This window comes from Mycobacterium kubicae, assembly GCF_015689175.1.
Lineage (GTDB): Bacteria > Actinomycetota > Actinomycetes > Mycobacteriales > Mycobacteriaceae > Mycobacterium > Mycobacterium kubicae.
In genome coordinates this window covers 4,606,994-4,619,444 of the sequence record NZ_CP065047.1, presented here as the reverse complement: position 1 = coordinate 4,619,444, position 12,451 = coordinate 4,606,994, and the positions used below count along the sequence as shown (strand labels likewise).

9 protein-coding genes, 1 tRNA gene and 1 pseudogene are annotated in these 12,451 nt (G+C 59.0%); 6 read left to right on the top strand and 5 right to left on the bottom strand.

All coding sequences use genetic code 11. The annotated features are described in order from the left end of the window. The first annotated feature begins 1 nt into the window (after position 1). The 6 genes from I2456_RS21520 to I2456_RS21490 all read left to right on the top strand — a co-directional run bounded on the left by I2456_RS21520 (position 2) and on the right by I2456_RS21490 (position 6,031). Complete coding sequence (locus I2456_RS21520) at positions 2-655, top strand: GNAT family N-acetyltransferase (RefSeq protein WP_068028637.1); 654 nt, start codon at positions 2-4, stop codon at positions 653-655. A gap of 292 nt (positions 656-947) precedes the next feature. Next, positions 948-2,006 (top strand): divisome protein SepX/GlpR, encoded by a 1,059-nt coding sequence (gene sepX / locus I2456_RS21515; RefSeq protein WP_085075105.1) that lies wholly within the window; start codon positions 948-950, stop codon positions 2,004-2,006. A 50-nt stretch (positions 2,007-2,056) separates the two neighbouring features. Beyond that, positions 2,057-2,129 (top strand) — tRNA-Ala (locus I2456_RS21510). Positions 2,130-2,217: 88 nt separating this feature from the next. Beyond that, the gene (locus tag I2456_RS21505; protein WP_085075106.1) at positions 2,218-3,357 is read left to right on the top strand and encodes a tyrosine-type recombinase/integrase; all 1,140 of its coding nucleotides are present in this window, start codon (positions 2,218-2,220) and stop codon (positions 3,355-3,357) included. A gap of 1,061 nt (positions 3,358-4,418) precedes the next feature. Beyond that, positions 4,419-5,426: a DUF4397 domain-containing protein gene (locus tag I2456_RS21495; RefSeq protein ID WP_139823273.1), complete on the top strand. Its 1,008-nt coding sequence runs from the start codon at positions 4,419-4,421 to the stop codon at positions 5,424-5,426. A gap of 20 nt (positions 5,427-5,446) precedes the next feature. After that, positions 5,447-6,031 carry a hypothetical protein gene (locus I2456_RS21490; protein ID WP_139823274.1) on the top strand — a complete coding sequence of 195 codons (585 nt, stop codon included), beginning with the start codon at positions 5,447-5,449 and terminating at the stop codon, positions 6,029-6,031. 900 nt (positions 6,032-6,931) lie between these two features. Here I2456_RS21490 and I2456_RS21485 read toward each other — a convergent pair. The 5 genes and pseudogenes from I2456_RS21485 to I2456_RS21470 form a co-directional block, all read right to left on the bottom strand. Beyond that, a complete protein-coding gene (locus I2456_RS21485; RefSeq protein WP_139823275.1) occupies positions 6,932-8,050 on the bottom strand; it encodes a hypothetical protein in 1,119 nt (372 codons plus the stop codon). 74 nt (positions 8,051-8,124) lie between these two features. Continuing rightward, positions 8,125-8,214, bottom strand: a pseudogene (locus tag I2456_RS29220) (hypothetical protein); the annotation flags it as partial. A gap of 393 nt (positions 8,215-8,607) precedes the next feature. Then, entirely contained in the window at positions 8,608-10,146 is a 1,539-nt protein-coding gene (locus tag I2456_RS21480; protein ID WP_163703906.1) for a PIN domain-containing protein, read from the bottom strand. Between the two features lie 117 nt (positions 10,147-10,263). Continuing rightward, positions 10,264-10,791 (bottom strand): hypothetical protein, encoded by a 528-nt coding sequence (locus I2456_RS21475; protein ID WP_139823277.1) that lies wholly within the window; start codon positions 10,789-10,791, stop codon positions 10,264-10,266. A 56-nt stretch (positions 10,792-10,847) separates the two neighbouring features. Beyond that, positions 10,848-12,446, bottom strand: a complete 1,599-nt coding sequence (locus tag I2456_RS21470) for a DUF4185 domain-containing protein (RefSeq protein ID WP_139823278.1) — start codon at positions 12,444-12,446, stop codon at positions 10,848-10,850. Between the last annotated feature and the right edge of the window lie 5 nt (positions 12,447-12,451).

Sequence of the window (12,451 nt, the reverse complement as noted above, 5' to 3'; positions counted from 1 at the left end):
GTTGAACCTGCTGCGCTCCAATGCCCGCCATCCGGGCTGGCCGATGAGTGTCGGGTCGCTGCGAGTGGCGGCCGGGGTGGTGCGCCTGCGTGCGGTGCGGATGCGCGACGGCACGCAGTGGAGCCGGATCCGGCTGGCCGACCGCAAGCACCTGGAGCCCTGGGAGCCCAGCACCGACGGTGACTGGACGATGCGCCACTCGGTGGCCGCCTGGCCGGCGCTGTGTTCGGGGTTGCGGTCCGAAGCGCGCAAGGGCCGCATGCTGCCGTATGTCATCGAGCTCAACGGACAGTTCTGCGGCCAGTTGACCATCGGCAACGTCGTGCACGGGGCGCTGCGCTCGGCATGGATCGGCTATTGGGTGCCCAGTTCGGCCACCGGCCGCGGGGTGGCGACCGCGGCCTTGGCGTTGGGGCTGGACCACTGCTTCGGTCCGGTCATGCTGCATCGCGTCGAGGCGACCGTGCGACCGGAGAACAAGGCCAGCCGCGCGGTGCTGGCAAAGGTCGGCTTCCGCGAAGAGGGGCTGCTGCGCCGCTACCTCGAGGTCGACAAGGCCTGGCGCGACCACCTGTTGGTGGCCCTGACGGTCGAAGAGGTCTACGGGTCGGTGGCCTCGACGCTGGTCCGCGCGGGGCGCGCGCGCTGGCCGTGAGTTCGCGGGTTCGTTTGGCCGGCGAGATTGCCGCTGGGGCTGTGCGGGGCGCCCCAACCGCGACCATGACGGCAATTTCGGCGTTTTGGCGGGGCTTTGGTGGGTCCGTTGGCGGGTCCCTGCGGGCCACCACCACGCCCGGTCGTGAGAAAACCGCAATAAAAGTGTGGCTACCGTGACATATGTGGCGTGTGATGCTTGAACTAGGCAAATTACAGGTGTGTAATTGCGCTGGTCAATATGACCCGGCCGCGCTGGCCCAGGGTGTGCCTCGCGGGGAAAGGAGCAGGTCATGCCAAGCATCCCGCAGTCATTGTTATGGATCTCGCTCGTGGTGCTCTGGCTGTTCGTGCTGGTGCCCATGCTGATCAGCAAACGAGAAGCGGTCCGGCGCACCAGCGATGTGGCGTTGGCGACCCGGGTTCTCAACGGGGAAGCCGGGGCCCGCCTGCTCAAGCGCAGTCGTCCCGCGGCCGGTCATCGCAGCGACCCGGACTGGCAGCCCGACGAGGAGTGGGAGCGCGACGAACCGGTCGACGGTGCCTACGCCGACGCGGACGAAGACCACGAGAACGCCGAGGCGGACACCGACGCGGTGCCGGCCGCCCGTCCCGTGGTCATGGCAATGGCCAAGGTGGACAAGGCGACTGAAGCTGACGAACCCGATTATCTGGACGTCGACGTCATCGAAGACGCCGGTGCGCTGCCTGCTGGGGCCAGTGCCCGGGCCGCCGAGCCCGCGCTGCTCGCCGTCCAGGACACAGAGGCCGACGGCGAGACCGACGCCGAGCCCGTCACCGAGGTTGAGCCCGAGCTCGCCGACGACGAATATGAGTACGTCGAGGACGACTCCGGGCTGGAGCCCGGCGAAGACGAAGACGACGAGCCCGTGCGCTACGCCACCGGGGTCAACCGGCGCAAACGTTTCGACAGCAAGAAGGCGGCGGCAATCAGCGCCCGCAAATACGCCTACCGCAAGAAGGTGCTGTTGGCGATGGCGGTCGTCCTGATCGGCTCGGCTGTCACCGCGTTCGAAGTGACGCCGCTGGCCTGGTGGCTGTGCGGGGCCGCCACCACGGTGACGGTGCTCTACCTGGCGTACCTGCGCCGGCAGACCCGGATCGAGGAGAAGGTGCGTCGGCGCCGGATGCATCGCATGGCGCGGGCGCAGCTGGGCGTGGAGAACGCCCACGACCACGAGTACGACGTGGTGCCGTCGCGGTTGCGGCGGCCGGGCGCGGTGGTGCTGGAGATCGACGACGAGGACCCCATCTTCGAGCACCTCGACGACGCGGCGTCGATGCGCAACTACGGGTGGTCACGCGACTTGGCGCGCGCTGTGGGTCAGTAGGGCGCGCAGTTCGGCCATCGGTGCCGCGACTGGTAGCCTGCTAGCGGTCAGGGGCTATGGCGCAGTTGGTAGCGCGACTCGTTCGCATCGAGTAGGTCAGGGGTTCGAATCCCCTTAGCTCCACAGAGTTTGAGCAGGCCAGGATGTTTATTTGTTCCTACTCTCCGCTATACGTCAAGACTCGCGTCAAGACCGCGGGTAATGTGTGGCTGTGGCAAGCATTCGAGTCCGGCAGCGTAGAGACGGCAGTACCTACACCGCGGTGCTTTATGTGCTTAACGGCAAGCAGACTTCCTCGTCGTTCAACGATCACTCGGAGGCTCTGAGGTTTCAAGAATTGGCCAATCGGACCAGTCCCGCCAAGGCGCTCGAAGTCTGGGCCATCCAGGCGGAAGGTGCCTGCGGGTTCACTGTGGCTACCTGGTGTACGCACTACGTGGACCACCTGACGGGAGTCAACGATGCCACCAGATTGCGGTACCGGCGGTACATAGTTAACGACGTTGCCATCAGCGAGATCGGCTCGCTTCCGCTGTCGGCCTTGACCAACATGGACGTCGCCCGGTGGCTTAATAGCCTCACTGGGGCGGCCAAGACGAAAGCAAATAAGCACGGCTTCCTTGCCGGTGCCCTTAATGCTGCAGTGAGGGCTCGGCACCTGACCGCCAATCCCTGTGATGGCAACAGACTCCCCCGCGAGGAGCCTGCCGAAATGACTTTTCTCACGCACGACGAGTTCAGTCTCTTGAACTCTTGTGTCGGACGGCATTGGCAGCCTCTTGTCGAGTTTCTGGTGGCCAGCGGTGCCCGCTTCGGTGAAGCCACAGCGCTTAAGCCGGGTGATATCGATACGGCCGAAAGTACGGTCCGAATTCAGCGTGCCTGGCGCTATGTGCCCGGCCAGGGTTACCAGCTGGGTCCGCCGAAAACGAGGCGCAGCGTCCGCACAATTGACGTCGCACCCAGTACCCTTTCTAAGCTCAATCTCGACGGAGAATGGCTGTTCACCAATTCAGGAAGGGGCTGGCGCGGGTCGCCTGCTGACCCGGTGCGACCGCAGAACTTCCACACCAACTGCTGGACCCCCGCGTTGGTCAGGGCCGGGAACGCAGGTCTGACGAAGCGTCCCAGACCCCATGACCTGAGGCACACCAACGCCTCCTGGCTGATTCAGGCTGGGGTTCCCCTGACAACCATTCAGCGGCACCTAGGGCACGAATCAATCCAGACTACTTCCGATCGATACGGGCACCTAGATCGTAGTTCATCAAGGGTCGTGGCGGACGTGATTGGCAACGCACTCAAACCGAGGGAATCAAATGAGGCAGAAGAGAAGGGTGCCACGGGCTAACCCCCGTTCAGTCTTCATCTTCGCCCTCGATATATAAGCATTACGCCATTGAGCCGGTAACCTCGCGTTGCTCATTGACTGATGGGTCGCGGGCCCATGTTCCTCTGGCGGGCCCTGGTCAGTGGTGGCGCGGCGCAAAAACCCACTTACGCGAGGAGTGCCATTTCGCGGTGGGCGAACAAGAATTTTTCTGATTAGTTCGAACGGTGCTGACCAGGTCCTTTACTATTCGCGTCAATTTTCTGCCTAATCGGTGAAAAGTCTGTGTCAAGTAACTTTCAAGTGTGTGTCAAATGCTCCCACGTTCTTTCAAGAAATTGGGTTTACCATTTGATCATCTACGAAATTTTTGAACCCAGAGGACTGAGTAATGGAGCCCATGCTGAAAAACCTCCAACAGGCAGCCGCGGAAATACCATGCAGCCCGCGGTGGTTGGCTGATGGTTTGCGGTCTGGCCGGTTCCCTGGTCATAAGATCGGGCGGCGCTGGATGCTATCCGAAGTCGATATATCGACAATAATCGAAGCCTGTTCGGTAAGGCCCGCGGCAATCGTCAAAACCGACGCCACGGTTCGCGCTCCTTCATCTTTGTCGTCTATGACCCAAACCACGCGCCGCCACCTTAAAAAAACATACCACAGGTAAATCCAGTCTCTTGAAAGGGGGCAACACATGGCGACAACTGCAAATGGTTTCGGCAAAATTACTGGATAGATGGTCTCTATGAGGATGATAGAGGTTATTACCGATTCGATCGCCCAATCGATGCGGAAACATTCAGCGCCGCGATTTCAACCCTGGGGCGCAACAAAGGACCAGCGCTGCTATTGGATCTGCATTACGGCCGGACGCTCGATCTTAAAGCCTACCCGGGCGTAGTAGCGGAAGCCTGGTCGTCAGCTGAGTACCCCGAACGAGCTTTAATCCCCCGTAACATCTGGGTACACCTTTTCCGCACCGCGGGATATACCCACGATGGCAAACCGGCTATCCCGCCGGCGATCCAGACCCCCCGTACCAAGCGCAAGGCGCGTGGGGACCTTCTAGAAGAACCTTCACCATGCAGACTCCAAGCGAGTACGTCACCTTAAACTCCATCACAGATAACCCCGACATGGGTGATGAACGAAACTTTTTCCGTTTCAAGGCCGCTGATGACCCGAATGCGTATTTTTCCAATCGAATTAGAATTGCACCTGACCACCGCTACACGGCTGAAGTCTTTTTTGAGAATTCAGCTTCTCCGGGACTGGCTTCGGCGATCGACACACGGGTTCAAGTCCTTCTGCCGTCCACGGTGAAGGGTTCCGCTGCCGGGTCGGCATTCGTGCGAGCATCCAATGCTTCTCCACCGGCGGTCTGGCAGTCTTCGATACTGACACTCCCGGGACCCGACGACGCGGTTGCCATTCGTTTTGTACCTGGCACAGCAATCCTGCATTCCCAGGGAAAATCGAATGGTCGGCAAATCGACATAGGCGAACTGGTCAGTGATTCGGGCGCTCTGGTGGGATGCGATGAATTAGACGGGGTGGTGCCAAGCGAAAGTCGGTGCGAGGGGTGGTTGACTGTGGACTTTGTTACCGATCAACCGCGTTTCACGGTCGGGGCTTGGTTAGCCGCTGCGGGAAGCAGTGAATACGGAGGCAATCGAGACATCAAGCCGGGTGAAACAGTTACCGTAAAAATGACGTATGAAAACACCGGCACGGTCGAACAGGACAATGTGTTGATGACGTTGCTTTCACTTCCACGCTGCGCAACGGTGGTTCCAGGGACGACCTGGTTTGCTGCCGACACCACAGACGGAAAATGGCAGAGGAGCTCGGAAGATATTGGCCCAAATCATCCGCTGAATGTAGGAAATTATAATCCACACGCGAATGTCTATATTAAGTTTGACGTTCAGTTCTGCGACAAAGATCAACTGAGTCAGGAGTATAACCACGACTGGGCCAAAGGAGCCTTATGGACCGAGCCGTATCTCACCGTAGGTGTAAGCACCGAAAACGGATGGAAGACCGCGACCCCATTCGAATTGACTATCCTGGGTCCGAATCAGAAGTGAAAAGCTCATGAGGGAGTGTCGTGGTGATGTTGTTATGGAGTCTCCTCATCGCAAGCGGTGTAGGCGGAATCGTCCTGGTGGGAATCTGGTTGGTTTTCCGCCTCAGCGTGTCGCGGCTTCGCGGACGTACTGCTAAAACCACGACAGAAGAGAAATTGCAAGTCTATACTTTCTTATTGAGCGCAGCCCAATCAGTAATCGCAATCGCTGGAATTGTTATTGGCACATTCTTTGGGGTTTACATTCCTACAAAACTCGATCAAGATAATAGCAGGCGTCAAATGAGAGCAACATGTTTTGCGGCTATTATATCGCTACGCAAAACCATCACTATCGTGAAGCAGGGGTATACAATAGCGCCGCTTGATCGAGATCAACGCTTAGCAGACTGGGAGTCGCTACGAACCGAATTAGACAACGTGTCATTTGGGTGTCATGAAATCTCGTTGGGAGCGCCATCGGCGAACACGAGCCTTCAACAGCTTCGAAAAAGATTTACTGAAGCGGAAAAGGCATCCGAGAGCCCGAATCCTGACATGAGTTACATCAACGGTGTTGCTGATTGGTCACTCAATGCGCTGTCCGAGCTACAGGCAGACCGGTAGCATACAGCACTTCACACGCCAACACTCCGGCAAGGACCGATCGACGCATGGCATTGGCTAAGGTCATCGAATGAAAGACAGAAGCCGGTTAGACGTCGTCGAAGATTCCTTAGTGACCCATTTAGTTCCGCGGCAATAGTGCTTGGTTAGCGGCCACGAAGTGTGCGTCGAACAGCGCTTTGCGCCATGCCCATCAAATATCGGGCCATGCATCCAGAGACGGCGTCTCCAATCCGTCATCGACATCACTGAGCGCCAGCATAAAGCGCCATCCCTGACGCGTTCGAGAGCCCAAACTCGTTCGGCGCATCGAGTGGGGCCAGCATGAAGTCGATCCCGCCCTCGCGCGCTGACCGGCAGTTTTGAGTCGCTGCCTCGGTAGTAAACGGCCCAGGCCGGTCGCTCACCGTAGGTGACAGCGTCGTCGACCTCGTCGAGTTGGAATCCCACGCTGGTAAGCGTGGGGCCCATGACACGGTTCAGGTCGTCAATGGCAGCCACTACCGACCACCCTGATAGACCCACGCGTTTCCGATTCGGGTATATCCACACTTTGCGGCGTTCTCATTTAGATAGTTAATCTCAAGCGCCGAGAAAGATTCCCTTCGCACCCGGGCGACCTCGTCAACACTGCCGAATCTCTCCGGCAAGACGTACTCGATACGAGGAAAATGGTTCTCCATCTGGACGCGAAGGAATTGTTCATTGACTTGCCCACCAAGGTTCTTAATCATTCAGGCCATCAAAGACGAGGAGCCGAATATTCAACTGCCGCCTCTAATCAGCGGTCGGTACCAGGAGCCAATGCCGGAACCGACAGACGGGCAAGTGGAGGCTGACGATAACGCCAAGCACCGGATGCGGGGCACTGAGTCTCATTCGAGACACGCCCGAACCGAATTATTCCATCGACACTCGGACAAGGATGGAGAAGTACATCGCGTTGGCTAGTCCGCCACGGACGTTGCCGTCACGCAGAGGCTGACCGACGAGTTGTCCCGGTTCAGCAAGAAAGTCGGTGCCGACAACGCGGTCACCGTCGCCGTGTAATGTGAAGTTGCCTTCCAACCTCGCGCTATCGACAACATAACTCACTCGAAAAGGGCTGTCGGCTGTCATGTTCACGCCACCCCAGACCTGAATGGGAAACGCGTCGGGCGAGTAAATGAAGCCGTTAAAGGCGACTCTCCTACCCTTGCAGGATGGCAGCGAAATGCGTACGCGGGTGCCCGTCGCGACAGTTTGAGCGCTGTCCGCAGCGTTGTTGTGTATGTAGATCCGCACGACGTACGTCTTATTCGCCTCGACGCGAAGGTTGTTACTCCACAGCTGACTACTGTTGACTTCCCGGCCTCCGAACATATTTCGCTCGTCGCCGCCTAGTTCGGGGCTGAAGCGATTGGAGTTGAACCCCGCCCACGGCAGGAATGTGTCGCGGCCGACCATGGGTCTATCTGGTCCCCACCCAGCGATGTTGCTGGGGGAGTCCGAGCACTGGTCGGCTATGTCTGAGACGGGCTGACCTGGGGACCCGTTTACGGAAGGAAGCTTGGTGGCTGCTAGGGCACGTTCGTTGTCACTGTGATTGATCAGTAGGGCCGTGACAGCGACAACAACACTGATGATTGTGACCAGTGGGCCGAGGACAACACTCAGCCACCAGTGCCATTGCCGCGGTTCGAACTTGTCACGTTTCCCGCGCCCCTCTGATGGTGAAGTTTTGGATTCCCCAGGTGGTACGGAAGTCAAGGGGAATATCACCGGCGGATGACCGGAGGCCGACGCCTGCGGCACTTCATCTTGCAAATGCTCGCGCGCGTTCGACGGCGGTTCGCCGGTGACTAACTGGACTGTGTCCGGTCGGTCAGCGTCGCTTTGGTTGAGCATCCCCGGCTCGTCTTGGGAAGATTTCCACAGCTCTGACTGCGCGTCGCTCCTGTGGGTTTCGGATGGCTCGCTAACCGGCAGTTGGTCAGGATACTCAGCTGGCTTTTCATCACTGGGAGGCGGCTCCGTCATAGCAGAAACTTAACTGAACAGCGCGCTGTTACTGCACGACGAATCGCAGCGGTTACATCGAGTCGTTCAACTCGCACGCGCTCCCGACCGGCATAAATCGACCGTTCGAAACAGCGGGTGTTTTCGTGGGTACGTACATAGCCAATCACCGGCAGCGCCAGATGCCCGGCGGTCGAGGTCGACCCAGACGCTCCTAGATCACCGTCAACGACAGGTTCTCGGTCGTGGCTTCTCAAACGGGGGTAGGGCCTCAGCGGCGGCCGCGAGTTCGAGTTCGGGATCGCAGCTGCTGGTCGCGACTCGCGGCTACCGCCGTCTTGGACTGGTGAACCACACAGACATGGCAATACCAAGCGATCTCCGCGGTTTGATGCCACACGTCTGGCACGCTGCTATGGCCTTCGCCCAAGCCTCGCCGATCCCGGGCTCCCGCGTTTTCGAGCGTCCTCCAAAGAAAAGTGGTTGAACACCCCCACGAAGACCCGTCGGTCCAGGCGGCGATTACGGCACAATTTCTGAGACTCTCGAATGTCGTACCTGCCCATTGCGATTGATCGCTATAGTCCTGGGTTTCCTTCGGCGTCCGGATTCCCTTGGATTGCATGGTCGGCGTCGGCGTCCTCATCCGCCGATTCACCGTCCGGCCGGACGCTTCCTGTGTTCTGCGCCTTAAGGATCTCGCTCATCACGTTAGGGCCGTTGTATTGGGCGGCAATCCTTGTCATGAGGTCTGAGTTCTGCGCCTTAAGGATCTCGCTCATCACGTTAGGGCCGTTGTATTGGGCGGCAATCCTTGTCATGAGGTCTGAGTTCTGTGACTTAAGGATCTCGCTCATCACGTTAGGGCCGTTGTATTGGGCGGCAATCCTTGTCATGAGGTCTGAGTTCTGTGACTTAAGGATCTCGCTCATCACGTTAGGGCCGTTGTATTGGGCGGCAATCCTTGTCATGAGGTCTGCATTGAGCGCCTCAGCAGCGGCCGAGCCAAAACCAACATCCAGTTCTCTGCGTCTGGCGCGTCGCGCCCGCTCTGGATCGTCGGGAAGTGCTTCTGCGCCGTCCACAGTCATGTCCAGAATGGCACCCTCGGGTGATACCGCTACTCGCCCGATCATACGTAGGATTTTTGTGTGTTCGCCACCGAGCCAAGGCGCTCCGGCAATCTCGATGTCGACCTCGGTGTCTACCGCAAATTGTGCTGTCCATCCTTCGTCGCCCCTGCGGGCACCTTCGCTGAACGTCCATCCGTCCTGTTGTTCGTGGGCACCGATGATTTCACCGGCTAGCACCCCGGCAGGTAGCGCAGCTGCGAGAGGATCCAGATAGCGTCCAAGCGACAGGTACATCAGCTTGCCCGCCAATGTGGTCATGTCGATTGCCGCCACCAGTTGGTCGAGATCGGAATCGGCTATAGGGGCGAACTGCGATGCCAGATGTTGTTCCATAAGTTCAGCGCTAACGACGTAATGGACCCTATCGTCGAGTCCCTCGGCGTCGAGTTCGTCCATGAGGTCGTCGGCGAAGTGAATCGGACAGTCCTCTCTTCCTCCGGTGTTCGGTCCGGTCCAGTCGCCAGGCTTGGGCCCGAAGTCGGTGTGATTTTCGCTGATCAGCCAGACCGTGTCCCCTGGGTTTTCTTTGGCCACAGCCAGGACGGTCAACCAGATCAAGGTATCTCGGTATCCATCTTTAGTCTTCCCCTCTTTGTTTCTTGTGAATGGTGTGCGCCCGGCTGAAGCTCGACGTGCGATCTCCATGTGGTGGACGGCGGGCACCGGCTGTATCTCAATGCCTAACTCTTCCAAACGCGCCAGCAACCATTCCTCGTAGCCGTCCGATTCTTGGTTGATGACGGCCACCATCGCGGCTTGTGCATCGGCCAGTCCAAATTGTCCGAGTGGGAGACGGACGAGCCGGTCAATCTCTGCGTGCCAACGTCGCCGAACCACATTTACGGTTTCCATCACGACGACTTCTGGCACGACGATTCGGGTTGCCCAGTCTCCCGCGTTTCTGATCATCGACGACCAGGCGACGCTGTTCAGTCTCGGGGAACTAGCGATGATGTTCGTATCGACGATAAGTATTGTCGTCACAACCGGTATTTTCCTCGCCTGCGCAAGTAATTTTGGTCGATGCAAAGGTGGCGTTGGTGGGCCCGTGCAGGAAGAAGTTTGGCGAACTCCGTGGAGAGGGACGACCCCCGCATCGAGTCAAAGCTGCATCCAGCCGGATCCTTTCGGGGAGAGCACAAACGCCCGCCCTTGCGGGTCTTTACATGCGGTGGTTCGGGCGTCGTCGACGCCGCAGATCACCCCGTCGACGGTGATGGAGTGAAAAGGCGGCAACGTCTTGAATGGGGGTCCATTTGCAGATGCGATTGGTGTGTTGGTCTGTCTCAAGCCGATATCGGTCCTGATCGAGTTGACACCGTTAATTCCGGCGGATGGGTTTGTGGTCGCCGGTGAGATCCCGGGGAAGTTGTTGCCCGTGCAGCCTGCGGCGGGTGGGTCACTGCTGAATTTGCAGGAAATAGCGTCGGGGGTGAGGAAGTAGAACATCGGAATCGGATCGTGCCCTGGCGTCGTGAAGGGAATCTCGTAGTCCTGGATGTTTACTGGCGTGTATGCGCTGAGGTCAGGAAAGTTGAGTGAGTTCGCATGAGAGGCCGGTCGGCATCCTCCAGCGAATAGGCCTGCAAATGCAGCGATGACGCCTACTGTCTCCCGCAAAGCGGTCATTGTCCCCTTCGCCCCTTCCCGATCGCCCGGCGATAATGAACCAAGCACGCCTTGGGTTACCGATTGGCGTTAACCGCGAATTCCTGAACGTTGTACGTCCCGGGCCCAGTCGGAAGTCCGTCAGGGCCCGTAGGGACGTACCATTGGCTGACCAAGACGCGCATGTCGTCGAGAGTGGATCCGGGCACGATGTAGCCACCATAGTTCTGGGGCAAGAAGTTTGGGGCATTCGAGATTCCCGCCTGTGCAACAACTGTCTTCGGAACGCCTGCATCGAAGATCTTCGTCGGGTCGTTCGCGACCCGTATCTCCACGGCCCCGTCTGGGCCGTGGTTGGCGTTGAATCCGGACAATACTGCTCTGCCGTCCACTTCGCGGAAGCTTAGCTCGCCGAACGGGGTGTCGCTAAGAACGGTGCCAGTTTGTCCGGGTGCGCCCCAACTTCCGCTCCCGCTGGGGTTTTGCACATATGGTTGCCAAGTCGAGCGGTCGGTGAAGGTGTCGGGGTCGGCGCGGTAGAGGGTGACGCCGTGGGTGCGGTCGAAGGAGTCGGCCGCGATGTAGACCTTGCCGTCTTTGCCTTGGTAGCCGCTGATTTGGGATTGTCCGCCGTTGGCATAGTTGCCGGGTTGGTATGAGTGGGGGATTTCCGTCCAGCCGATTTCGCCGGGTTTGGCTTCGACGAACCACGTACCGCCAGTCGGTTTGAGGGCGGTGGTGCCAGCGACCATCACATAGGTCTTGCCGTTGACCTGGATGGTGCCTGCGGGCAATGTGTCACCCCTTCCTGGGTATTGGGCGAATAGTTCCTTTCCGCTACCCTCACCGAGGCCGAGTAACTGGGAAAGCTGAACAGGACCCAGCTGCCCCAGCGATTCTGGGCTAGGAACCATCCCCACCGACGGGTAATGATCGGGAACGCCCAGATCTCCCAGCCAGCCTCCTTTCCACCCATCACCACCGATCGCGACCGCTGTGCCGTCTGGAAGCACGATGATCTCTCCTAGATCGACCGCACCGACACCGATCCGGCCGGTGCCTGAGCCGGTACCGGCGATCGGGCCGAGGTTGCGTACCTCCCCGGGTTTCAGGGCGAATGCTCTTCTGACGTTGTAGAGCGCTGCCCCGAAGTTGAGGTCTTTACTGACTGCACTTTCTGCGTCCCGAATCTGGGCGGCGACGTCGTTTTCAGCGGCCCACCATTTGTTCGCTTCGGCTTTGAGTTCGGCCTCGGCCGCTGCGACGGTCTTGGCGTTGGCATCGGCGGTTTCCTTGCTAGTACCTTCGGGTGCGGTGTAGGTGATTGACAAGTCTGCGTTGACTGTGACGCCTGGGTGCGACTCGGCATTGGTGATGATCTGCTTGGCGTTGGCTAACGGCGGCATCAAGTTCGATGCGACCGCCTGACGAATTTGGGCGGCACGGGCATCAACGGTGTCACGGGTGGCCGTGATCGCTCGAAAATCCTGGGCGGCTCGGTTTCGTGCGGCGTCGGCGGTTGCCCCGTCCCATAAGGAACCACCGGGACGATCGACGAGTCGGGTGTAGGTCTCGGCCTGCTGTTCGAGCACGTCTCCAGTGCGGGTCCATCCGTCGATCAGTTCGAGCACCTTGTTCGGATCGGTGTTGAGGACCAACTGCTTAGTTGGTGTCACCGCTG

What these genes read in the sequence shown, in the direction of transcription:
- sepX (WP_085075105.1), top strand. Translation starts at nt 948, where the DNA reads ATGCCAAGCATCCCGCAGTCATTGTTATGGATCTCGCTCGTGGTGCTC.
- I2456_RS21495 (WP_139823273.1), top strand. Translation starts at nt 4,419, where the DNA reads ATGCAGACTCCAAGCGAGTACGTCACCTTAAACTCCATCACAGATAAC.
- I2456_RS21485 (WP_139823275.1), bottom strand. Translation starts at nt 8,050, where the DNA reads ATGACGGAGCCGCCTCCCAGTGATGAAAAGCCAGCTGAGTATCCTGAC.
- I2456_RS21475 (WP_139823277.1), bottom strand. Translation starts at nt 10,791, where the DNA reads ATGACCGCTTTGCGGGAGACAGTAGGCGTCATCGCTGCATTTGCAGGC.